The sequence below is a fragment of the Gemmatimonadota bacterium genome (genome assembly GCA_026705765.1).
Classification (GTDB): Bacteria; Latescibacterota; UBA2968; order UBA2968; family UBA2968; genus VXRD01.
In genome coordinates this window covers 12408-37299 of the sequence record JAPPAB010000112.1, presented here as the reverse complement: position 1 = coordinate 37299, position 24892 = coordinate 12408, and the positions used below count along the sequence as shown (strand labels likewise).

Below are 24892 nucleotides of genomic sequence, written 5' to 3'. Positions count from 1 at the left end.
ACCATCTCCAGGATGATATAAAACATTGCGATTAGCTTCTGTGCCAAGCCCCAAATTCTCTTCCCAATCGACCAGCTTCATTGCAATCGTAAATGGCCGCTTAACCTTAAACCGAACCATGCTCGAATTAAACGGGGTGAACGGAACTGCATCAACAGCAATCAAGGTACCATTCACATACAACTCAAAGTAATTGTCCGCAAAGATATATCCCGTAATCGTCTCACCATCTTGATCGATCTCGACGACTGGCACAACCGACAAATTGAGAGCACTGCTATTGGAAGTGAAAACACCTGTGCATTGGTTATACATATCCGATGCATGTCTCGCGGTTGTGTATTGCGTCTCGGCAGGCATAATCCACACATTGCCATCGTCAGATGTAATGGTCCCCACACGACTTATGCGACCTCCGGGACAATCGAGCAGATTGGAAATGGTTTGCGTTGCAAAACCCTGAGTGCTGACACCGCGAACAGTATCAGAGACGGGTTGCCCAAATGCACTGGCAAAAATTAAAAAATCCCCAAAATCTACAGTTCCACTTGCGTCCAGATCGTAAATCGCATTTTGCCCAGCAGCCGATTGCCCAAATACAGCTACAAAAAGTAAAAAATCGGCAAAATCGACTTTGCCATTCCCATCAAAATCGGACAGTGACGCTTTCAAAGCGATTGGGCTAAAAATACAAAATAAAGCGAAGACCGCACCCAAAGCCCATTTTGATTTCAATGATTTTAAGAACATGATGTCTGTCTCCTCCACACGAATATTGTTCAATCTATGAATACCAGATCAGTAACGACGCGGTGGACGCCTTCTAAAACCCGGGCCGCCGGGAGGACGACCGGCTCGACGTTGACGAAACGAGGGATCTGGCGTCCCCCATACACAGCGGGGCATGTACGGATAGTCATCGGTAAGATAGTAATGGTATATGCCTTCCGGAAACTCGGGCGTAATCCCAAATCGCCCATTGCACTGGTCGAGGTCACCCGATCCCTCGACAAATTGCCAATCTTCCCGAAACGTACCGTCATATTCTCCCCCGGGTCCGCTTTCCCGCTTCCCCGAACGCAACTCCCAACTTCCCTCAGGGGCATTGGGTCCGCTGGCGACATAGACCGGAAAACCGTCGGCAGCATATCCCACCAATACCATCTCCTCACTCTCCATCCCACTTGTGATTTCATTTACCAAGCTGCGCGGTACGCCATGGTAGTGGTAAATACCCGTTGGCTGAACGTGCGCGTTATTGCAATCTGTACCCAGCCATTCAAACCGCGCATTGCCGCTCAATCGACGCGCCATACCCGGGGTCAGCGCCTCGTAATTCCACTGCCGCTGGTTGCGATAACTCTCCGCAGTGTCGCGTTCGAGTTTGATGCCCTCGAGCGTGATGCCAAATACAGCCATTTCGGTGGGCGTGTCCGTCTTTTCGGGATAGCGGGGAATGCGCCAGGTTTGCGGCACCGACCAAATCATGTTCGGATTGCCCCGATTGGGAAACAACCCTGTCGCATGGGCGGGAATGCCATTGGTAGTGTATTCGATGGTATTCTCCAAAACACGGGTCTGAACCTCTGGAACCTCTACGGGATCCTGGTTGCACTCCCAACCAACTTTCGGCGAAAAATCTGCCACAAGCGTCAGGTCGGCTGGATTCTGTTCAGGTACGTACACCTCGATCCAAACCGTATCCGATGCTTGTTGTCCCGATTCCATCTCCGCACGCACTTCAAACATCAAGGTCTCCGCCTGATTGACATTGACTGGAACGCTAACCGTCGTCTGGAGCGCATTTGTTGAACTCATCGCCGCCGTTGTCCCTTGCACTTGCCGCCACACAACACGGGCACCCGAACCATTGGTAAGCGTGGCGTTAAGATCCACCTGTGTACCCGGAAGAACAATCCGACCGTAACCAGCCTCTACGGATATCGCGCTCAGAGTATCCGGCATTTCAGGTGGACACGTTTGACCGAATTGAGCAGCCAAAACTAGAAAGTCAGAAAACCCTACCTCGCCATCCTTATCCAAATCCGCACTACACGCATTCGCTTCCAAAGCGCCTAACAAACATGCGACAATCGCAAATCCGACAATCTTCATGGGATAAACTCCTGTATAAACAATTGAATTTGTTAATTCCCGGCGCTTCCAAAATCTTGTATAAACCTCAAAAAATCGGCAAAATCCACACGCCCGCTATTGTCCAGATCAAACCGAGTCTCCTCCGACCCATAAGCTCTGGCAAATTCGAGAAAATCCTGGAAATCGATTTGCCCATCGCCATTAAAATCGCTTGACTTGCCTGTCGTATAATTGGGATTGGGCACTGGCATCTGAGCGTCAACGGACTCCAGATACTGTTCGAGCCGTTCGCGCAGGCGCATCGCTTCTTCTCCCATATCTTTGGACAAATCATTCTGCTCACCAATATCATTGGCCAAATCATACAACCGCACGTCATCGGTCTCGTAAAACTTGATCAGCTTGTAATCCCCCAACATGATTGCCGAATGCGGTCCATCATCCTCACTTTGATAATGCGGAAAATGAAAGACCAATTCCTCACGAGGTCTCGCAACCGCACCCGACCCGCCAGATAATAACGATGTAATGCTACCCCCCTCAATACCCGATGGCAACGGCTGACTTACACCGCCCAGTTCGCAAAGCGTGGGAAACAGATCAACACCGACCACGCGTTCGTGACAAACTGTATTTGGCTCTATACCAGGTCCCTGGATAATCAACGGCACGCGAATACCACCCTCCCACAGTGATCCCTTCGATCCGCGCAACACACCCAAACCGCCTCCAACAGCCCCATTATCCGACATGTAAATCAGATACGTGTGATCACCAATGCCGAGTTTCTCAACTTGGTCCATGATCATACCCACCCCCGTATCCAGGTCTTCAGTAATCGCCGCACGGTTGACATTTCGATGGACGCGCCCCCTCGGTCGATTTTCGTATGCCTGCCGCGTACTCTCCAGCGCATTCCGGGGATAGTGCAGGGCATAGTAAGACAACTGAATAAAGAACGGCTTGCCAGCTTCTGTATTCTCTTCCATAAACGCATTGGCACGCCGCGACATGCCAAAAATATCCACCGGATTGGGATCGACATGACGAGCCGCATCCCTGTTACCCGTATTCCCATCGTGTACGTCATACCCGTGACGTCCTGGTCCACCGCCACCGAGATGCCATTTGCCATAATGTGCTGTGGTATAACCGGCCTGTTTCAACATTTCTGCAATCGTTATCTCATCATTGGAAAGATTTCTGCCATGCATTGGTGGGATGAGTTTACGACCATCTCTGGCGGTCAGAATAGGGGACGCCTTTGTCCAGTGGTTCTGTGCCGGACTCTTGCCCGTTTGAAGGCTGCATCGCGTTGGCGAACAAACGGGCGAAGGTGCATAAGCAGCCGAAAAGCGCATGCCCCGCTGTGCCAATCTCTCGAGATTGAAGGTCTGATAAAAGTCGCTCTTTGAACCGGCAATCGCATCGTGCATCTGCACCGAAAGCCCATCCCACCCCTGATCGTCAGAAACCATAAAAATAAAATTGGGTTGTTTTTGCGCGCCAACAGGAACATCCAGCCCCAGAACAAGCGCGCCCATTGCGCCAAGACCAGCCAGGTGAATAAAATCCCTTCGATCAATAGAAGCAGGCGATTTATGCGTGTACCTGGTCATCTTTCACCTATCTGGTGGGTCAGTTAATCCCCTCGGTCCTGTATCATTAGACATGTATCTCTGGTCGGGCGTTCCCCCATCCCTATTGAAAACTTGATTTGCATATATTTGTAATCTAAAAAGACGTTGACACAATACCGGTGCTAAAGGCGTCATATCCACAGTGGACCGGCTTTCTCGATGAAACCCAGGAATTGTATATCCACCTGACACACTCTTCAAACGAGAGGGTATCAAGATACCTTTCACAGCTTGCAAATTGGATGGACTGGATAGAGGATAGAGAAAGAATTGAAGTAGAACGCGATTTATGAGGATTATCAAGCGTCAAAACCATGGAGGAAAAGATGGGTATGCTCAGATCTGCTTTCGGTCCATCCAAGGACGAAATCTGGACGCAGATTGCTACAGATATAGGCGGTGAGTTTATTAAGGGTGGATTCTGGGGCACGGACGTGCTCACTTACAAACACGGTGAGTGGCAAATCCTGCTCGATACTTATACAACTTCAACCTCTACTGGACAAGTATCAACGACATACACTTATACTCGGATGCGCGCGCCATTTATAAACAAAGATGGTCTCTATTTCGAGATCTCGCGCGAAGGATTCTTCAGTTCAATTGGAAAATTCTTCGGTAGGCGGGACATAGAAATAGGCGATTCATTTTTTGACGGACAGTTTGAAATCAAAGGCAATAATCCAGAGAAAATAAAATTGTTACTCGCCGATGCGAGGATACGGAAACTATGTGCAAAACAGCCGAATATCCATTTCAAGATCAAAGACGATGAAGGCTGGTTTGGCGCTGATTTTCCCGAAGGCGTTGATGAATTGCATTTTGAATGCGTCGGTGTTATCAAAAAGACAGAGTTACTGAAGTCTTTGTTCGCCCTGTTCGCTCTGACTTTAGAGCGCCTGGTTCAAATAGATTCTGCGTATGAGGACGATCCCCAGGTCACGTTAAAATAGGGTGCTTGCCCAAAATGCACGCCTTTACGCATTAAAATACCACTCCAGGCCACCCCGCCTCTGGCACGCATGCGGTGCTATGCGATCCCTCGCCTCCCGCCCGGCAATCGTCATCGCAATCCCGATCGGCGCAGGCTCCAAATCGTCCTGCCGTACGTTGTAGTCCGTACCACCCCATCGCGATCCCACTGCCACCACATCAAACCGCACAAAACGTTCCGTCTGCCGATCAAAACGGAGATATCCCAGCAGCGATGCATCCAGCCCCCGTTCTCGACATGCGCCCTCGTACCAACTCCCCTCCGAGAACAACTGCGCGGATCCGGAAAGCCTTAAATCAACCCATTCCGGCGTCTTTTCAGTCATGGTCAACTTTACAGCCGCATCCCGGATCGCCTCAGATGGCCACGAAGACGTTTCCCCTCGAACATAATCCGCCAGATGATAACGCACCAGCCGTCTGACCAGCCCCTCGGGCACGGGAATAACATCGCCCACAGCCGCATCTGGCGGGACCATAGCCAGCACCTCTTCCCGTCGGAACCAGACGTAATCTTGATTGTGCGCCTCTCGCTTCATTCCCGAAGGCCGCGTATCCACCTCCCGGGGCAGGTCCCGAACGCTCAGGTGTAAAACCAGCCCGTCTTCAGGATACCCCGTCCAGCTAAATGCAGGATCCCGATACGCCAGATCTTCGATTTCCAATGTCTCGCGCTGGGTCTTGCGGTTCTCCCAGTTCTCCAGCGCCCGTCTCAACATCCACAAAAACTGGTCTGGATCGCTACCCACACCATGTACAGGAAGCTTGCCACCCGGAAATAGCCTGTTGCGGCTACCCAACACCTCCCCCTCCGTCGTCACTGCATATAAACCCTGATGATTCAGCCCGTGATCGATATCCTCCAACCTGGCCTGCGCTTCCTCAAAAGAATATCCGTATCTTCCCTGCCAGGAGATCAGGCGCAAAAATCGGCCCTCATCATCGGTTTGCCGCTGCAATCGGGTATTGTTCACGGCCACCGGGATAAACAGTTCATTCAAAAACTCGATCACGCGCGGATCTGAAAAAACGAGCGCACGGCCCGTAACCCCGTTATTTCACGTACACCCCAGAGGATGACCATTCATCGCCCAGATGAACAGTGGCTTCTCCTCGCGCGCCGCCTTCTGTCGCCCCTCCCACAGTCCTCCTATCCAGGGGATATCTGTCCACCGTTCCTTTTGGGGCCGGCAGGCTTCGAACAACACCTCAAATGTCTCGTCCGTCAACGCCGGAGCGGAATTTGTTATCTCTTTGAACGTCATAACACACCTCCGTGTCTCTTCTAAGCCTCTGATCTGTGCTCTTTCTCGTACGTCAGGAGTTCATCAACGGCCGATGCCACCTTGTGGTAGGCATCCAGATACTGGTTGATCAGTTCTCGACATTCTGTTTCGAGCCGGGGAGCCGCGCGAAAAGCATACTCTCTGAGATGTTCTGTCACCGGAAGCGGACCATTTGAAAAATCCGACGCATCATGTCCCTGTGCGCTCAATGTCGCACCCTTCGTACCATAGGGAAATCCCTCTGTAAAAATCGGATTCCCGTGCAAATGTCCGTATCTCATACGGCCGATACTCACACCTTCTGCTGAGAGCGCCTGCAGGAAAGTCTCGACCGAAACACCTCCGAGCCTATCCGGATCATACCGCATACAATGGCTATTGTAAACGCGCCGGCAACCCGGAAGCACTCGCTGAGGCACCACATCTGCCACATCTGCCAGCCCGGCGTCCAGGACGGCACCATTGCGGTCTCGGATTTCGTTCATCTCATCCAGGTGATGAAGTTGCTCGCGGGCGATTGCAATGCCCAGTGGGTGGGGACGGTATTTGAAACCCAACCCCGTGAAGGCAAAGCGTTTTATCCAGGAATCCTCTCGAATTTCGGCGCGCTTTTCCGGACGGCTCAGCACGATAGCCCGCTCGTACAGGTCGCGGTCGTTTGTCGTGAGCACACCGCCCTCCCCCGCCGCAACCAGCTTGGAACCCTGGCAACTGAAACAACCGACATCGCCTACAGAACCGACTTTCTCTCCCTGCCAGGTCGCCCCGTGGGCGTGCGAACAGTCCTCAATCACGGCGATCCCCCGCGGGCGTGCCAGTTTCAAAATCGATTCCATATCCGCAGGATTACCCCAGACGTGGCAAACGACAATCGCACGGGTCCGTTCTGTAATCTTCCGCTCAATGTCGGTGGGGTCCAAAGTCATCGTATCGCGATCTACATCGGCAAAAACAGTGACTCCTCCCATAGCTGGCACAGTCGTCGCTGTGGTAAGAAATGTGAAGGAAGGAACAATAACCTCATCGCCTGGCTCCACCCCCACCGCAAACAGGGCCGTTTGAAGCGCCGCCGTACCGCTGGTAAGCGCCAGCCCGTATTCACAACCGACGTAATCGGCGAACTCGCGCTCGAACTCGGCAACCGATGGTGAAATGGAAGTCTCGCCCTTACGCATCAGTTCCACCACCGCTGCAATCGCCTCCTCACTCACAGGGGGAACCGCGAATTTCCTTCTGTCGAGCCTTACCGCCTTAGGACCACCCGTCAATGCCAGCTTTCCCATCAACATCTCCTTTCAATATGCTGAAACGCGATCATCGGCTCGCAGGCCCAGAAAGCCCCAGCAGACCCAGAGTATCGCGGTACAGAATCTGATCCGGCAGGTCTTCTGGAAGCGGAGGCAACCGCATCTCCTGGGAAAGCCGGACCACCTGGTGCAGCCCTTCCACTGTTTCCTCAAAAGTAGCCACAGGATAATCTGTTCCAAAAAGCAGTTTATCCACAACCCCGTATTCCACCGCCAGCCGCAGCGAATTGTAAAACTGCCAGGGCCGGTAGAACAGACCCGAAATATCCGAAAACACGTTTGGCTGCTTCCGAATCAGGACAATCGTCTCCGCCTCCCAGGGATGTCCCAGATGGGCGATTATCATCTTCAGATCCGGAAATCGAAGCGCGATCTCCTCCAGCAGAACGGGATTAGCATACTTCAGCGGTGCCCTGCGCGGAAAAGTCGCTCCCTGGTGGAACATAATGGGCAACCCATACTCCTCTGCCCTGGCAAAAATGGCCAGCGCATTCGCATCCAATGGATCCCATCCACCGTAGATCGGACTCATCTTCAGGCCCCGCAACCCCAGCTCTTTGACCGCGCGCTCAACCTCCTCAAGCGCGTTGTCTTCAGTCGGGCAGATCGCAGCGAAACCGATCAGCTTTTCCGGATGAGCGCGCACGTAATCTGCAACCGTGTCATTGACAGTAAAAAAACCGGTCAGCGGTGCCCGCAACCCGAACACGATAGCGCAGTCCACCTCTGCCACGGCTGCCGTGTGCATATCGGGTGTAATATCCAGATCCACCTCTTGATTGCGCATAATAAAAGTCTCGCGCGCCAATTCGTCGGTCAACTCGCCCGGATAGCGCCAGAGGTGTGTGTGGCAGTCCACCCGATAGCCTTTCTTAGACATTGCCTCCCCTTTTTGTTTATCTACGATTTTCTAATCCTGCAAATCTACAGATCCTTCAACATCCACACGAGGTCTGATGTCCCATCCGGCGCAATATCCGAGCGGATCCAATCCGGAAACCGCCCGATTTCTCGATAGCCCATGCTGGTATAGAGGTGGTAACCGCGCTCGTTGGCACTCCAAACCGTCAGATCAATCCGCTGTTTGCCGAGTCGGCGCGCCTCGCTTTCTAACGCACCCATCAGCCGCCTGCCGATCCCCTTATCTCGAAAATCTTTGAGAATCAGTAGCCCCAGGGTAATCGAACCGTCCCCGTTAGAGTGCTGAAGCGTTCCCTCTCCCACGATCCGCCCATCTGTATCCACGACCAGCAGCACACCTGTGCCGCAGGCCATGTCCGTAAGTCTCCTGCCGAGTTCTTCTCCTGCGACCCGGGTATCGGCGTTCCTGGAACTCGCCATCACCTGCTCCTTATACAGCTCGCGGTGCATCGCTCCATAGGATGCCAGATCGCTCCAGCGTGCTGTGCGCATCACGTATTCCCCGCCATCAACGCTCCATTGCTCGATCAGGCGTCCTTCATCAGTACCGAATTTCATTCTCTTTCTCTCCGCATATCCAGCCTGGATGCTTCTGGTCGGTACCGGTACTCTTCTTCCAGTTCTTTTGGAAGTTCTACTCCCAGTCCAGGCGTTGTTGGAGGATAAACCATCCCGTCTTCAATCCGCGGTTTTTCCACAAATAGCGCGTCTGTGAGCGGGAAATGCCAGGTCGGATACTCGGCAAGCACGGTATTGGGCGTGACAAATGCCCAGGCCAGGTTGGCTGCGACCGTGATCGAAGTCCCCCAGGCGTGGGGCGCCACTTTTACACCATAGGCGTCAGCCATCGCAGCCACCTTCATACACTCTAAGATGCCCCCTGCCTGGCACGCATCCGGCTGGGCCACATCCAATGCCTGCCGCTCAAAAAAATGTTTGAACTCATACCGCATGCACGAACTCTCACCGCCCGAAATGGGAATACAGGTATTTCGGCGGACGTGGGCATAGCCCTCGTAGTCCGCAGCAAAACAAGGCTCCTCCAGCCAGAATAGATCGTAAGGCTCCAAAGCCTTTGCTATCCGCACCGCTTCCGCCGCTGTCCACGGATCCGGATTGTGTCCCATCACCGCGTCCGCCATCAACTTCACCTCAGGTCCCAGCACTTCCCTGCACGCGGCCACCCGTTCCAGATCGTGTTCACGATTCACGCCAATCCGCATCTTCACAGCTCGAAACCCCGCCTCACGGTGTGACCTCATCTCTGCTTTCAGATCCTCCAGAGGCTGCTCCAGGCCCCCGCTGGCATAAATTGGCAGCTTCTCGTGGCACAACCCTCCCAGCAGGCGATATGCCGGCACGCTGGCCGCTTTCCCCGCAATATCCCACAGGGCGTTCTCGACCGCACTGGCCGCTGCCACCGCCAACCCGGACCGACCCCAGTACAGAATGCGGCGGTACATCATCTCGTAACACCCGGCCACATCTCTCGGATCTTTGCCCTGGAGAAACTGCCCGAACAGACGAAATAATTCAGCCGTGGCCTCACCCGCGACAAACCCGGACCCGTAGCAATCTCCCAGACCGGTGACGCCTTCGTCGGTATGCACCCGCACCAGCGCGCAGTTTACGCTGTCTGTTTCTCCTCCCGACCATCGCAAAGGATGCTCTTCCGGCATATCAACCGTGAGCAGGATGGGTTCCACCTCAGTGATCTTCATCGGTCATTTCTCCTATCTGACACAGATTTCTAATTTCCCGCATGGAGAACAACAGCACTCGCAAACAGATCTTCAAGACCCGGCTTCAATGGCCCGGACCATAACTTGGGCAGATAGCTACCGGTCTCGTACCCCCCGCGCTTCATCTCCTCTGTATCAGGGGTATAACCAACACAGCCATTCGTATATCCCAGAAGAACCGCCTGCGCTGGCGCAACTATCTCCTCAACTGTCCTCGCCAGGCCACAAAGCGGCTCTACATCCAGACCGATCAAAGCCAGATCCCGGTTCAACCACAGCGTCTGAACCTGAAACGCCACCTGATCAGGAATCTCTTCTCCCATATCCAGACGCTCCAGACCCGCTTTCGCATACTGCTGCAGAAGTCCGCCTTCACCCTTCAAAGATTCGAGTTGTTCGCGAGTAGTATATTGCTTCTCACATGGAGCCTGCACAACGTTAATCTTCCCTTGCAGCGTCAGATTATCTATCGGACGGAGATTCATTCCTGTGAGGATCGCCAGGGTCTCAGCCAGCAGTTCATCGCCAATCTTAGCGAGTTCGGCGTGCTTCATCGCCCGCCAGTGGTCTCCTTCGGCCACATGTCGAGGGCGTGCATCTGCACCCGCCCCTTGCAGGAAAAACGGGATCACATCAGGACCAAACACATTGGAAAACGCCGCACGCCATGCCCCCGGCCAATCTGCTGTGATCAAATGTTGCGCACCTGTGGCAACTGGATGGCAGGATACCTTGACCCCGACCGCCGCCGCTTCTCCCGTGGCCTTTCTGAAAAGCAGAAGCTGCATCCGATCGTCCACCGGTCCGTCCGGATTCGGCGCATTCACAACCCGGCCATCCCGCTCCGGACGCCGATTCATCGGCAGCCGCGTCTTCCCCTCCCCATACCAGAGGCTCCCTTCCATCAGATTATCCGCAGCCTCGCGGGCGGCCTCCAGTACCTGCGCGTAGAGCTGATCTCTGTAATCCTCTACTGTTCGCGAAGGAAAGTCTCTCCAATACCGAGAAGAACCCGGTATCCTCGGTCCTCCATGGGTGTGCGAGGCATTGAGCATCACGTTGGCCGCCGGACATCCAATCGCTTTCCCAACTTGCTTCAGAAAGTCAAGCACGCTCCCGTCATTCGGAAATGTGCAAATGTCCGCAGCACCCAATAGTGCGCGCCGGCCTCCCTCCTCCATCACAATCGCTGTAAATGTCAGGGGATCGTTCACCCCATCGTTCGTATCTCGCCTTGCTGCGTACCCGTGCATGTGCGTGTAAAGCGGCGGGGTAATATCCCTGCGGCCAATTCCAAAACGCATGTGATTTCCTCCTTCAGTAACAGGACTTCATACGCTTCCATACATAACACTAACCGATATAGCCCTTGCCCCAACCGGTACAGGCACAAGCGCGAGGTCTTCCCCGTATCGGCGGACCGTCTGCCACTCTGCACGCACCCCGTCCAGTTTGATTTCGACAAGAGATGTCTCCAAGTCTCTCATTGGAATCGCAAGACAGAGCGCGTCGTGTGATCTTTCTCCCTCAATCGCAAATTGCAATCTGCATCCCTGCCGGGCCATCCCGTTGAACCGCCACGTATCGCGCACCTCCCAAAACGCCAGCCACTGGTCGAAAGACCAGATAGGGAATCGCCTCTCGTTCGCCTGGCGAAGCAATTCCCGTCCTTGCGGCCGCGAAAACCTCACCCAGTTGCCGGGGTGGATGCACACGCCATAGGGCGTGTGAAAGCGGGTCTCGATATCCGCGAAAATCCGGTCCAGCATAGCGGCAAAAACCTGCGGAGATAGCCGGTAGGAATAATCTGCTGTCCCGAACATAATATCGTCTGCAAGCTGCGTATGCTGCTGGAAGACATTGAGCACCCGGCCATCTGGCCAGCAGAAACGCATCGGCATAGCGCCTCCAAACGCAGCATACGGTGCATCTTCACGGCTGTATCCATAGGTCCCGGAAAAATAATTCCCATCCATACCCACGCCCATTTTCTCCATGACCTCAACCGGTTCCAGATATCCGGCCCATGCTGTGCAGTGATTCCGCAGGGACCGCGCGGGCGTATCAAACCGATCCTGAAACATCCGGATCTGTCGCTCGAACTCTGTTAGACGTTCTGATATAGAGCACCCGTCCAGCGGTCGGAGATTCGGATGCGGTCCCACATCGTGCTGAACGCGGTACCTCTCCACGTCCGGCACCGCAGATTGGGTCCGGTTCGGAATAATGTAGAGATTCATGCGCCCGCCTGCGGCTGCCACACACTCGAATTCCGCATTATTGCTCGCCACATCCGCATTATCTTCATCACCGGAATAAAGGAGGATGCCGGGTGCTGTCCCCGGCAGATGCGACAGGAGCGGCACAGGACCCGGCAGATAGCGCCGCACCGTATCTACAAGTAGTCTGGAAAGCAGATCGGCAAAGGGGACCCAGCCAGAGTCCAGAGGCCCGATATCGATCGCCATGCTGGACGGACGAGCGCATCCGGTACCCTCGGGAATCACCTCGGCGCGGTTCGGATCGCCCTGCCGCAGCAACAGGACACAAAGAGCCAGATCAAACGCGAACGCCACGATCCTCCCTCGCCCGACCACAGTTTCTGTAATCCCGACACTTTCTCCTTTATAGCGGTCTGTATATGAAAAATAGCCCAACACCTGAACCTCAGGTGCAGGGCTGTAATTCTTCGCACGACCCACAATTGGAAATCGCTCTCCCGCCATGCCCGCAGCCGGGTACGCGGTAACGCGCAGCCGCAGTGGCGTTTCCTTTTCCCCCTCATACACAAGCCCGGCTGCCTCGGCCAGAGGACCTTCGGGAAGAAAGCAAATCACCGTTCCACCCCGGCGCGCGTAATCAACCAGAGGATGACTACCTTGAGACGCAGGGCAAACCACCACTGGCATATCTTCGGGATCCAATTTCGAAATCCGATCCGGTCCCACCATCTCGTACAGGACCAATCCCCACGTATTGAACATCTCTGCGAGGTAAGACGAAAGATCTGGTCCGTCAGATAAGATGCCGACACGCATGCTCAGACTCCTTCTGGCATCTGCCCGGAAGATCGCATCTCATTCGGACGAAAAACGGGAACTTTCATCAACTCGGTTCCCCGGGCAATGGACTCCGCAGCCAGAACCGCAGGTGCCGCCGTCTCCATTGCCCTGTAAACATCGAATTCCAGAGGTTTATTTCCAACAACGGCATTCCAAAAAGCGGTGTGGACGTAATAGTCTGCATCCCCGTGACCGCTGCCTTGCGCTTCTAAAGGCGCATCCGTACGCTCGAACTTCCAATCTACTTCAGCCAGATCGTGCATCTGGGAATCCGCCAGCCACATCAGGGGACGTCCCTCTTCCGATCGCTTCCACTCCACGCACCCTCTCGTCCCGATGATCTGATACCAGTGATGTCCTCTGCGGCTCGGAATTTTCTGTGTAAATCCGGTCGCCATCCGCAACAGCCTGTCCTTCTCCGTCTTCATCAATGCGACCTGAATATCTGGTTGATCGATCTCTGGATGCGAATAGCTGGGCGACCCGGTACTCATCGCCGTTACCTCGACGACCCGATCATCCAGAACTTTCAGCATCGGACTCAACTCGTGCGGAAGATAGTGAATCGGCGGCATCACATGCAGCCACGTAGGCTCTGCATCCGGGTGCGCCGAAAGCTCTTCCACGCTGTACTGCTCGCCTGTCTTATAATCCTGAAAAAACTGGCGCGTGCCGTAATAGCCAATATACTGCCCCTCGCAATAGGTAACCTGTCCCAATCGTCCCTCTGCTACCATGTCCCGCCAGGCATCGACAAACCCCCAATAACGCGTCTGTTCAGCAAGCTGATAAACCCGCCCCGTGCGCTCCGCCGCAGTCACAATCCGCCAGCAGTCCTCCATTGTATGTGCAGCGGGCACCTCCATATTCACATGCTTTCCCGCCTCCAGAGCCTGCGCCGCCATCGCCCCCTGATCCTTCCTGCGGACGACCAGACCGACCGCGTCCATACCCTCATAGGCCAGAAAATCCTCGTAGTCGCTGAACACCACGACATCGTTCCGGTAATCGATCAGAGATAGCGCCCGCTCGTGCAGCGGTTCAATCCAGTCGCAGAGTGCCGTAATGCGGTAGCCCGGTATCTTTAGCAAGGTACGGATCCAGTGCTGGGAACGACGGCCCAACCCGGCAATGCCAATGCGTATTTCATCCATCTCTCACCCTCTTCTACACAGAGGTCTGCGAGGCTCAACACAATGTTGCCAGCACAGCACCGCTTTGATCACTTTTCTCCGCGCGCAATGTCTCACCCACCCAAACCTTCAACTCCCCATCGGACAACGGCACCATCAGCGTTCCATCATCCATCAGAACCGGATCGCCTTCGGGCACATCCCCCGTCCTGTGCGGTCGCAATACCGCGATAAATGTGGCCTCTTCCTGAGGTATCGTCGTCTCAGCCGTCACGTGATACTCTCTGAGTTGAACGCGTTCCCTCGGCGGAGGATCAAACTGATCGGTCTGACTGATTTTCAAATTTTTTGGACGTAGCAGAGACACCACACAGCCCGCGCCACCCGTTGTGATTTTTAGCGTCTGTCCCTCGATATCCATCTCCGTTTCAGCGTGCAAATAATACTGAAATATCGAAGCCTCAGGTGCCACCACCGTATCGTAAATCACCACCGCATCGGGTTTGGCAAACAAAATATGCCGCATAAATTTTTTCAGCTTTCCCCCATAGGCCGGGGCGGCTTCGCCAACCACATAATCAAATACATCCGACGTTTGAAAATCCAGAATTTCACCCATTGCCGCAGCCTGGTTGCGCAACTGACTCTCGCCATTTACACCAATGCAATTGACCGACTTTGTATGGTGCATCCAATTCTTGTGGTGGTCGCTGCCGTGAATATCGCGCTCCCCTGTGTGGATCAATAAACGCTCGCCAAAAGCAAATAGCGAAAACGAATTTTGCGCGTCAAACCCGTGACTCTGTGATCCCAATGGACTGCTTTTAAAAATGACCGACACATTGTTTTTCCCATCCCTCAAATCTGAATTCATCGCCACCAACCCCGTGCCGCGAAAACATTTTGAGGAAGGCAAACTCACCGGTGCTTTTGCATGCACTTCTGGCAACGCACCCCGCACAAAATCGATATAGAGCGACTGACCAGCACCCACGGCATCCAACCGACGCTCTCTCGTCTCCTCTTTCACTTTCTCAGGGTGCATATCCACATACCACTGCCAGTATGGATTGCGCGCCTGAGCCGCCAGCGTGCGCATCAAATCGCAATTCTGATCCGACGTTCTCATCGTCGTCAAATCGCCTATGCCACCCCCTCGCGTACCGGGAGGCTGAAAATACATCGGAAAATCGCCAGCGCGTGCAAAATACGGTTTGCAGTACGCATCAATCCCCATTGCCGCCTGCATGATATCCGCCCACCACGTAAAGCGCTGAACATAACTCGCCCAGTATTGCAATCCCTGGTGCCAACCACCATCCTCATCGCACCACGCGGGATACACGGCGCCAAACACATTCATAGCGAACCACACCCACTCCTCCGCCTCGGGAATCTCATCCAAAAACGCCACGCCAATCTCACCCAAAAAATGCCAGGCGCGACCAGCATGACTGCCATAAGGATGCCACAAATAGCGCATCTCAGTCGCCAGATGATCGTACATCTCCTGCCCCTGTACCTTCATCACCGCCCGGCATACATCGCGCTCTTCTTCGCTCAACAAATCGTTCACAAACGTATAAGTGCGACAAAAATAGTAGTTGTAGGGCATACCCGCTTCATCATTATATCGATAACCCGTCGCCCCCAGGGGATCCCATTGGGCACACGCCAGCAGCAGTTCTTTCGCCTTCTCACCATAGTGATCTTGCCCACCCAAAAGCCGCGTAAAAGCCAGCGTCGCCGCGCTGTTTAACACGCGGATTGTGTACATTCGATTTCCCCACCAGATCTCCCGCCATTCCTCACTCAGAACAACAGTCCCCTCGGGATACAGGGGTGGTTCTTTCGTAGATGGCATATCAGCCAAAATATCTTCGCATGTTGCGACCAGATCGTCGTAAATCGGTTTCAGGTCTCCCCGTGCCCGTGCGCGCAAGCCATCCAAATCCTCTGGACGCACAAACAGGCGCGGATGGCTCTTTGGGATGCGCCCAATCAATTCACTGCGTTTGGGCAAAAGCAATGCATTTGCATTCTGGTCAATTACAAAAGCGCGTCCCGAACTCCAATCCGACACCTTTCCTCCCCTATCGACAAATCGGAACCGCCAGTACCACTGCCCCGACTCAAACACCTCCGCTGGGCGGTGAACCGTATATGTCAATCCCCTCACCTCGTACGCGATCTCTGAAAAATCCGCGACCCGCGCACACTGGATATCATAGCTCGCAGCATTCTCCTGTGGGCACCACACAAATGCAGGTGGCGTTTCTTCAGTCGTCACATTTTCCGGTCTAAATCCCCATTCCCCTGGCTGTGCGGGCCTTTCGTCAATTGTCAATGCCATTTTTTCTCCTTTATCGAACAATCCGGCGGAAGGGTTCCGAGTGCAGATCGCAAATGAGCAGATCGTCGATAGAATCATTTTCAAGCCCCTGCTTTACGACGCGCAAAGAGGCTTCAACCGCATCAGCAGTAATACGCACATCCTCTTCGGTATGTGCAAGCGTAGGCCCAAAGCCCATGTAACAATGCACACCCCGGCGAGCCATCTCCTGAATAAAAAGCGTCTGGACCTTGCCGTGCAATGCTTCATCGGGCAAATCGAGCACCAGATTAGGCGTTGCGGGAAATCCCTTACACGATCCCGAAAGACCAGCAGACGAGACGGCTTCGTCAATTGCCCCCGCCACTTTTTGACCCATTTCGGCCAGGTGTGCCTCGCTATTGCGCCTTTTGAGTTCGCGGATGGTCGTAAGTGATGCAACAGGACCGATATTGTCACTCCAATACGAACTGGAAATAAACATCGCTTTAGCGGGTTCCATCGCCTCGCGCGATCCAACAACAGCCCCCATCGGATACCCATTGGACATGCCTTTGGCAATCACCGTAATATCTGGCGTAACACCCAAATACTTCTGCATACCGCCAAGAGACTCGCGCCAACCGCAGGAGACTTCGTCGAAGATGAGCAAAGCGCCGTGCCTGCGAGCGAGTTCTTTGACCCCTTCGAGATACCCCTCTTCGGGGTACTCAGACCGAGCTGGCTCCATCATAACAGCGGCAACCTCGCCCTGATATTCGTTCAGTAAACGGCCGAGCATGTCGAGATCGCCATAGGTAAATGGAATCGCCGTTCCCGCCAGCGCACGCGGTACGCCAATCGGCTCAATACCGGCAAAGGGATATTCTCCACTCTCGGGATCGACGAGATAATTTGCCGATTGATACCAATCGTGCCACCCGTGATAACCGCAAAAAAGAATGACATCTCGATTGGTCGTACCCCGAGCGATGCGAGCCGCCACCGCACAGGCTTCCCCTCCCCCTTTTGTATAGCGCACCATTTCAGCACTCGGTATGGTATTGATCAACTCATCTGCAAGCTCAATTTCGAGCGCACTATTCATGGAATGCAGGCTACCCAGATCAATCTGTTTTTTAACAGCGCCATCGACAACGGGATCTGCATATCCCAAAATAATAGCCCCCAAAGCGCGGATCCAATCGATATACTCGTTGCCATCAACATCGACAAATCGCGCGCCTTTTGATCGCGCGACATAGAGAGGACTAACGCCATTTGCAACCCGGTCAGCCCTTCGGCTGATGAGTTGTGTCCAACCCGGAATGCGTTCTCCCGCTTTTTTATAAAGCTCTAAAGATCTCGTGACATCGTGTAACATAGCCTATTCCCGCCAATTAAAAATGACACCCAGCATGGATTTTTCACGCACATAGGCCATTTCATAAGCCTGGACCATTTCCGTGTAATGCAAACGGTGCGTAATAAGACGGCTGGGCTGAAGTTTTTTTTCTCCCATAAGAGAAAGAACGTGATCGCAATGACCCAAATGACCCGATGTATCGGCATGCGGATATAATTGGGCATCCTCTCCATGCACGGCAACCAGAGATATCCCCTTGGCGTAAAACCACTCCATTGCCAGAGGGTTAAAATCAAGCGGAGGTTCACCCCGCCCCAGAAGACTGACGATAGAGACCCGGCCATTTTGCCGCACAATTTCAACAGATGTTTTGAAAGCCGGCCAGGGATTCGCCGTCAGAATAACCAGATCAATGCCTCTTCCATTTGTAAAAGCGTCGAGTTTCTCTTCGAGGTCTGGATCGTCTGATAAATAAGCCGCATGAGCACCCATTTGTTTTGCCATATCTAACCTGATGGAACTATTTCCAAGCCCAACGACGCGGGCACCAAACAGAGGACCTAAAGCGACTGCCCCCAGGCCGAGAACACCCAGACCAACAACGGCGACATTTTCGCCGGGTCTAAATAATGCTTTGTGGTAACAATGTGCGCTGAGCGCATAGAGGTGTGCATACACAGCATCTTCATCATCGGCATCAGGGGGTATTTTGAAAATATCACCAAACTGGCTTATGATGTATTCAGATTGGTGAGGCTGAGTCGCCACAACGCGATCGCCAACCTCAAAACGCGTGACCTCCGTACCAATCCCGCGAACAATACCCAGATTGCTATCGCCAACGAATCGCGGATAGTCCGGCGCACCCGGTACGCGATCTGCGCCTTCAAAATTGCCCCGATCTGTTCCAATTTTAAACGCGCTGATCTGCGTTTCAACCCAGACCTCATCAGCACCAAGCGCGCTTGTATCAAGCGGGTGCTCTTCAATGCGAAGGTCCCGCGGACCGTGGAGTATGGCTTTTTTCATAGGTTTTCACCATTTTCGATTAGGAATATTGTCGAAACGAGTATAAAAGCACCCTTTACAGCGATTCTCGTGTGTCGGCGATGCGTTTTATGCTATCGGCTATGCTTTCGATACTGCGAACAAATCTCAGGACCATATAGACTAAAAAAACAAGGCTAGCCAAATACAGGACGGTTAGTGTCATCGGAAAAATGTGCTCCATTGGGTTCTCCTTACCTTTTTTATCAATTTCAACCTGCCCTTTTGCCATCATTTGATCCATCTGAAATTCTCTATTCTTCGACTTTATCTACGATGTTCAAGAGGAGTTGTCAAGGAGAACGGAACGCAAAAAGTTAACCACGGAGTAAAAACCGCCCTTGACAAAAGCAATTTAAATTCTTATTCTTCATTCAGCGTTTCTAAAAAATGCAAAATGCAAAACAAATGTAGCTTACAAATTCTTTTTTGGGAGGTATCACCATGACAACTACTCAGACCCCAACCGTTCAAGGTCGCGATCAATTGCCTCTGGTTGGCACCGATGTCGACCCCAATGAACCAGTGCTTGGACGAATCGTTTCTGAGGGAACGACTCCTAATATGGATCAGGTCATATTTCGTATCCAACCTGGGATGCATACCGGTGTTGGTAGGATCGTTGGCGTACGAGGGCATCGGCCATCGGGTGAGCGAATCTTAACACTTATTCGGGTTGAACAGATGCAGGAGCACAACCCCCATGAAGACGCTGAAAGCTCAACAGTCGCGGATGTCATTCCTTTTGAGACACGTTATGCTCCTGAAGGCCGTAGCACAGTTATTTATCGCGTCGCTGAAGCTGAGCTTCTTGAGGAAGCGATTGTTAATTCAGATGGTTCGCTAAATAGGATCGAAAGTGTGGAAACATTACCACTTTCAGGATGGCCTGTTGTCGAAGTTCCACCGGAATTCATTGCCGAGGCCTTGAGTTTTGCTCCATCACTTGAGACAGGTATAGACCTCGGCAAAGTGCATGGACTCGCTGGGATCACTGCATTGCTTCAACGAGACATTGTGCAGACACATATGTTTATCGCTGGAGGTATTGGCCGAGGTAAATCGTATGCACGTGGCGTCGTCGCCGAAGAACTGGCTATGCATGGCGTGCCCCAGATCAATATTGACCCGATGGGCGAAATGGTAGGTGCGACGGAAGACCTCGGAGGGCTCAATGTGAGACCAGGTGGGTATTTCTCGCTACCTTTGAGTGCCCTAGAGTCTGAAGATGTACTGGATGCGATTCCCGGCATCAATAAATCTACGAACATTGCGACGCTTATCGCCTATGCGCACAATAGTCTGCTGGTGCAAAAAGTCCTCGCCAGAGGTGAACATTTTGGCGTTGGCGATCTAATTCGACGCATCGAAGAAGTGGCACCTGAACTCAAAATGGACAGCCCCAACACATTACTGCCAGCGATCCAACGTGCTCGTAGCCTTCAATACATCGATTTTATTGGAAACCCATTCGCATGGGAACAGCAACTTCGACCAGGTAAAATCATCAATATCGACTGTACAGGTCGCCTAGTATCTGAACTTCGCTTGATCGCCGCCTCCGTCGCACGCGACATCCAGCGGCTGGCGAAGGCCCGGAAGATTCCATTTGTGGTGCTGTCTATTGATGAGGCACACCTTATTGCGCCGAACAATGAGGACGTAGTTACTACCCAAGTGCTGCGCGAAATCGCCCGTATTGGTCGCCATTATCGCATTGGTCTTATATTGACTACTCAGAGTCCGGCTGATATGGATCGGGCTATCCTCAAGCGGTTGCTCACCCGACTGATCTTCGCTATTGAACCTGATCAACTTGATTCTCTGCGGGGCGTATTTGCAGATGCACCTGAAGGAGTGATTCGCCAATTGCCCAAGTTGCCACGAGGGACGTGTCTGGTGACGGGTGTCTCAGAGACAGTGAAACATGCCGTAGTCATCGACATTCGCAAACGCAAAACCCAAGTAGGTGGTCAAACTCCCGATATCTTTTCAGATCTCGCTCGTAAGGGATGGGATGGACGAAAGTCGTTGGATGATTTCAAAAAAGGCTGTGAAGGAGACAATTCATGAGTTCGAAAATCAGCATTCATGACCGTTGCATATGGATTGTGGACTTCCTCAGGCGACATTCCGACGGACAAAACCGGACAATCAGAGCGATTTGGGAACGCGCCAAACGCCCATCAAGCAATGATCTAGAACAAAGCGGCCTTGAAGATACAGCATCGTTACCAACCTATCATCGGACCCTCGCCAAACTGGTGCGACAAGGTCAAGTCGAAGAAGACGGTTTCTCCCCCGACGGAGCCGCGCTCTATCGAGCCGCCGACCAACTTTCTGAGTTTACGACTTATACGCTTACTGACATTAACACTGCATTGTGGGAACTATCTGTTTCAGATGCACTGGCACACTATATCGACGCCGTAGATTACTATGAGAAACGCGCTGAAGAGGTTTTGGGCCAAGCTGCAGTGCGACTGCTCAAAGAAGACCCACGCGATCTAATCTTGCGTATGCTCCGGGACCGTGCCGAAGAAATCGAAGATAATGTGGGCATCATCCAAGATCCCGAGGTTGAGGACTTAGTGCATCTCAATGATACGCGAAGACAGTTTGATGAACTCAGGCATTTCGTTAACGGGGAGTTGGGCATCAGTGCAACGATTTGGAATTTCCAAATGTTTGACCAACTCGAACGTGGCGAAGCATTTAGACCGCCTGATTGGTCGGCGGTCCAAGCCGCTATCGCCGAGCATGTATTTGGAGAAAGCTTTATAGAACGAGTGGAAATCGATGCCAATGGTCCCACAAGGAGCACATTGATCGTCGCTGGCACCGATGGAAGCACCCATGCCGGTTATGTACGCGGAGTTCCAGCTCCTCAGTGGGTGGAAGAACAGGGCAGGCTGATGCTCACCTTCAACAACAGCATCGCCTATATGGATTTTCCCGCAGACTACCCTCATACGCCGCCGTCACCCTATCATGGCGTACCAATGACTCGGTCGGCGTTGGAAGACCCACACAACCACGGAATGATCATTTCACGGCCGTGGTATGACGATTTGACAGATAGCCAATTTGAACATATGAAAAAAGCCGCTTTGGATGTCGTCCAATTTCGCGTTGATGAACGGCTTATCACAGGCGTGGCTAGAGCTTACGGTGAGACACCTGGCAGCCAGGATACAGGGCTTCTCCCTAAGCCAAATATCCTAATCCGAGATGGAACAGTGACGCCACAAGAGCGTGAATTCCAGCATTACTGCAATCAATCATCTTACGGCGGAGTGGTGCGCGAGGGCATTGCGTTGAGCTACAACATTCTCAGATCCGTTATGGATTCCGAGAATCGCATCTACGCAGGCGCAGTCAAAATGACGCAGTTAAGGACGTTTTCGCGTATTCTCAACTGGTATATTAAACGGCACATTGATCCCAATTGGGATTTGAGCAAGGTATCATTAGTGACGGATTCAGTCGCCGTCACCCGTCTTCTCACCTCATTGCCTGAAATAGGAGAAAGAGAATACTACCGAACCTGCGCCATCGTTCGGCCGTTTTCAGCATTGGACTCAAGCTTGAGATTTATGAGGATAGAATCGGAGGGTTGGCTGGATTATTTTACAAGAAAGCAAGAGGACCAGTATCGAGAATATCAAGCAGTCGGCGGGACGCCATCTTGGTTAATTGGTCAGGATCTTGAAGATGATCCTTATGTTCGCATGTGTATGGAGGCCGACTATGCCGTCTTCTATTTCGGTAAACCAGGTGGAGAGCCCCAAATCAGCTTCCCACGATTTGAATTTCTTGATGCCTTGCGTCGCCTTACGCCCGATGTTCGAGAGCAACGGATCCGTCGATCTGTCGAACGTATCATAACTGGAGTTCATCTTTCAAAATGGTCTCTTGATCGAGAGCACAATTTCATGACACAACGCAAACTGCACCGTCTTGTACCCTATGTGGTTTATGAAGCGCATGAAAAATGCAAATCACTCGGGCATAAACTGGAATCCGAATTGCGTCAATCTATAGCCATGCGACTGAGTCAATTAAAGGCGATACGTGGACTCCCTGTTCCAAAGGTAGATATAGATCCAGTTCCTGTCCGGGCATATTTGGACAATATGAAACATCATCTCTTGGATACTCCTGAAGGAAAGGATGAGATAAAAGATCAGGAAGAATCAACTGGAAATGAGGGAACGGATATGACGCCCAATGGCGGCAGCCAATAAGCGGGGAAAGGCATTGCCGACGAGACGTTCGGCATCTTTGTAGGGGATGTCTGCGTTGAAGGTAAGCTTATCTGGAAAGCCCTGTATGCGCAATGCTTCCCTTACCGTGAGTGCTCTGTGCGCGGCGTAGTGAGTAAAACGCCCGCTGCCGGGGTTGTGAAAATTGGTCGTAATTGTTCTAGCAAGTCCAAAAGGATGGAGGCGGGCGTAAGCTTGAGAAAAATAAGTCGCGTTGCGAAACCCGTTTCCATACTCAATCGGACAATGGCCAGCAGCTATGGTCTTAAGTCGGTCTATCATTTTCTGTCGGTGGAGCCAAGGGCGATGATTCGTAACTTGGGCATCACTGCATGAACGCATGACCTGCTGATAGGTCGTTGTGGGTGGGGTTTCATAATCCCAAGTATCCTGCTCTGGTGTTACATCCGAGGGCAAATCTCCAAGAGCATCTTGCAGTCTGACAAGCGGCTGTTCGCCTAATGAAACCTTTGGCCTCAGCATAAGAACTTTACGTCCAGTTTGGCTTTCGGATTTGATGAAGGTTCCGGTGCTATAATTGAATACTCGGCCATCTCCCCCATGAGTGGGTTCTGGGAGCGACGGCTCTATGTCAAGATGCTTTCGAAAACCGATGACAACTGCTCTGCGTCGAAGTTGTGGGATTCCATATTCCGCTGCGTTAATGATCTCTGCATGTAGTTTATAACGGCGCGAAATCGATTCTTCGAAATTCTGAAAGTAGGAAGTGTTCAAAAGACGAGGAACGTTTTCCATTACGAAGAATTTGGGAGAGATGCTCCAGACCAGGCGGTGCATTTCAAACAACAACGCGTTTCGATGATCATGTTTTCTTCGTGGCCCTACTTGGCTCAATCCCTGGCAAGGGGGACAACCTAGAAGCCCGTCAATTTGTCCACCTGCAAAATCGAGGATTACATTCCCAGTCAGGTTCTCAACTCGGTTGAGTTGGTACCGATCCTTCAGATTTGGAAAATTTTGGACGAATGCATTACGCGCTGAGGGATCAACATCATTCAAGAACACAGGATCGAATCCACCAGCATCCATAAACCCTCCCGTTACGCCCCCCATTCCAGCGAAAAGCTCTGCTATCTTGAGATCTGACATCATTATTCTTTCTATGAATTCTCGAAAATTATAGCCTTTGATTCCATATTACAATCTACTTTCACCTAAATGGTTCAAAGACTTTTGCAGAAAAGAAAAGGTGTATGAGAGCCACATAATCAGAACTATATTAATATAAGAATTTCGAGTGCCTTTGTCAACTATCTTCAAAAAAAATAATAACATAAATAGAATATATTTCTTATTTTCTATACATATAATCTGAAATTTGCGAACCAAATCTCATCGGTGAGAGATAAGCATCTAAGCCATTATATCGCCTCTTGAAGAAGTGCCAGTCCCACCTCGTCAACCTCCACGCGCACGACCTGAAGACCTTCCTCACGCAATTTTGGCAACACCGATTCCAGTGCTGCCTCAAACGATGTAGCTTCTACGGTACAATTCACAATCGGTGTTCCAGATTGTATAACGAGTGTAAAGTCCTGGACACTTTCAGATGCTGCCCCCTCCTCACCAAAATATCCATAGAGCCGATCAGTTGTATCCAGATCAGGCTCAGTCGCAAGCGTAAGCATAAATTCATAGACTCTCATTGTCTTCATCTCCTGAGTGTATGTGTACAGTCATCTACGTATCTTTGAAATTTAC

Annotated in this window: 21 protein-coding genes; 3 read left to right on the top strand and 18 right to left on the bottom strand. The window is 52.2% G+C overall.

All coding sequences use genetic code 11. The annotated features are described in order from the left end of the window. The 3 genes from OXH16_15765 to OXH16_15755 form a co-directional block, all read right to left on the bottom strand. A partial coding sequence (locus OXH16_15765) for a hypothetical protein (GenBank protein MCY3682858.1) occupies positions 1–750 on the bottom strand: 750 nt, incomplete at its 3' end. 48 nt (positions 751–798) lie between these two features. Beyond that, positions 799–2115: a YHYH protein gene (locus OXH16_15760; GenBank protein MCY3682857.1), complete on the bottom strand. Its 1317-nt coding sequence runs from the start codon at positions 2113–2115 to the stop codon at positions 799–801. A gap of 32 nt (positions 2116–2147) precedes the next feature. Then, positions 2148–3716 carry a sulfatase-like hydrolase/transferase gene (locus OXH16_15755; protein ID MCY3682856.1) on the bottom strand — a complete coding sequence of 523 codons (1569 nt, stop codon included), beginning with the start codon at positions 3714–3716 and terminating at the stop codon, positions 2148–2150. A gap of 347 nt (positions 3717–4063) precedes the next feature. On the opposite strand from OXH16_15755, the gene OXH16_15750 reads away from it, so the two are divergent. Beyond that, positions 4064–4690 (top strand): DUF3137 domain-containing protein, encoded by a 627-nt coding sequence (locus OXH16_15750; GenBank protein ID MCY3682855.1) that lies wholly within the window; start codon positions 4064–4066, stop codon positions 4688–4690. A gap of 24 nt (positions 4691–4714) precedes the next feature. On the opposite strand, the gene OXH16_15745 is transcribed toward OXH16_15750, so the two are convergent. Genes OXH16_15745 through OXH16_15685 form a run of 13 tightly spaced genes read right to left on the bottom strand, consistent with a single transcriptional unit; the run spans position 4715 to position 19089 of the window. Further along, a complete protein-coding gene (locus tag OXH16_15745) occupies positions 4715–5743 on the bottom strand; it encodes a hypothetical protein (protein ID MCY3682854.1) in 1029 nt (342 codons plus the stop codon). Between the two features lie 45 nt (positions 5744–5788). Continuing rightward, positions 5789–5995: a hypothetical protein gene (locus OXH16_15740; protein ID MCY3682853.1), complete on the bottom strand. Its 207-nt coding sequence runs from the start codon at positions 5993–5995 to the stop codon at positions 5789–5791. Positions 5996–6015: 20 nt separating this feature from the next. Continuing rightward, positions 6016–7299, bottom strand: a complete 1284-nt coding sequence (locus tag OXH16_15735) for a DegT/DnrJ/EryC1/StrS family aminotransferase (GenBank protein MCY3682852.1) — start codon at positions 7297–7299, stop codon at positions 6016–6018. A 31-nt stretch (positions 7300–7330) separates the two neighbouring features. Continuing rightward, complete coding sequence (locus OXH16_15730) at positions 7331–8203, bottom strand: amidohydrolase family protein (GenBank protein ID MCY3682851.1); 873 nt, start codon at positions 8201–8203, stop codon at positions 7331–7333. Between the two features lie 44 nt (positions 8204–8247). Beyond that, the gene (locus tag OXH16_15725; GenBank protein MCY3682850.1) at positions 8248–8802 is read right to left on the bottom strand and encodes a GNAT family N-acetyltransferase; all 555 of its coding nucleotides are present in this window, start codon (positions 8800–8802) and stop codon (positions 8248–8250) included. Beyond that, entirely contained in the window at positions 8799–9965 is a 1167-nt protein-coding gene (locus OXH16_15720) for a mandelate racemase/muconate lactonizing enzyme family protein (GenBank protein MCY3682849.1), read from the bottom strand. The genes OXH16_15725 and OXH16_15720 overlap by 4 nt, the downstream gene beginning before the upstream one ends. 29 nt (positions 9966–9994) lie before the next feature. Next, positions 9995–11290, bottom strand: a complete 1296-nt coding sequence (locus OXH16_15715; protein ID MCY3682848.1) for a hypothetical protein — start codon at positions 11288–11290, stop codon at positions 9995–9997. Between the two features lie 27 nt (positions 11291–11317). Then, positions 11318–13024 (bottom strand): hypothetical protein, encoded by a 1707-nt coding sequence (locus tag OXH16_15710; protein MCY3682847.1) that lies wholly within the window; start codon positions 13022–13024, stop codon positions 11318–11320. A gap of 2 nt (positions 13025–13026) precedes the next feature. After that, positions 13027–14202: a Gfo/Idh/MocA family oxidoreductase gene (locus tag OXH16_15705; GenBank protein MCY3682846.1), complete on the bottom strand. Its 1176-nt coding sequence runs from the start codon at positions 14200–14202 to the stop codon at positions 13027–13029. Between the two features lie 34 nt (positions 14203–14236). Then, a complete protein-coding gene (locus OXH16_15700; protein ID MCY3682845.1) occupies positions 14237–16534 on the bottom strand; it encodes a DUF4962 domain-containing protein in 2298 nt (765 codons plus the stop codon). Positions 16535–16544: 10 nt separating this feature from the next. Then, positions 16545–17876: an aminotransferase class III-fold pyridoxal phosphate-dependent enzyme gene (locus tag OXH16_15695; GenBank protein ID MCY3682844.1), complete on the bottom strand. Its 1332-nt coding sequence runs from the start codon at positions 17874–17876 to the stop codon at positions 16545–16547. Positions 17877–17879: 3 nt separating this feature from the next. Beyond that, positions 17880–18887 carry a zinc-binding dehydrogenase gene (locus OXH16_15690; protein MCY3682843.1) on the bottom strand — a complete coding sequence of 336 codons (1008 nt, stop codon included), beginning with the start codon at positions 18885–18887 and terminating at the stop codon, positions 17880–17882. Between the two features lie 55 nt (positions 18888–18942). Continuing rightward, a complete protein-coding gene (locus tag OXH16_15685) occupies positions 18943–19089 on the bottom strand; it encodes a hypothetical protein (GenBank protein ID MCY3682842.1) in 147 nt (48 codons plus the stop codon). Between the two features lie 260 nt (positions 19090–19349). Between OXH16_15685 and OXH16_15680 the strand changes: the two genes are divergently transcribed. Together OXH16_15680 and OXH16_15675 are read left to right on the top strand one after the other, a co-directional pair. Beyond that, positions 19350–20978: an ATP-binding protein gene (locus OXH16_15680; protein ID MCY3682841.1), complete on the top strand. Its 1629-nt coding sequence runs from the start codon at positions 19350–19352 to the stop codon at positions 20976–20978. Next, positions 20975–23152 carry a hypothetical protein gene (locus OXH16_15675; protein MCY3682840.1) on the top strand — a complete coding sequence of 726 codons (2178 nt, stop codon included), beginning with the start codon at positions 20975–20977 and terminating at the stop codon, positions 23150–23152. Before OXH16_15680 ends, OXH16_15675 begins: the two co-directional genes overlap by 4 nt. Here the strand turns inward: OXH16_15675 and OXH16_15670 are convergent. Together OXH16_15670 and OXH16_15665 are read right to left on the bottom strand one after the other, a co-directional pair. Next, positions 23102–24220 (bottom strand): DNA cytosine methyltransferase, encoded by a 1119-nt coding sequence (locus OXH16_15670; protein ID MCY3682839.1) that lies wholly within the window; start codon positions 24218–24220, stop codon positions 23102–23104. The two genes, OXH16_15675 and OXH16_15670, sit on opposite strands and share 51 nt — an antisense overlap. Before the next feature lie 332 nt (positions 24221–24552). Beyond that, positions 24553–24837, bottom strand: a complete 285-nt coding sequence (locus tag OXH16_15665) for a hypothetical protein (GenBank protein MCY3682838.1) — start codon at positions 24835–24837, stop codon at positions 24553–24555. Between the last annotated feature and the right edge of the window lie 55 nt (positions 24838–24892).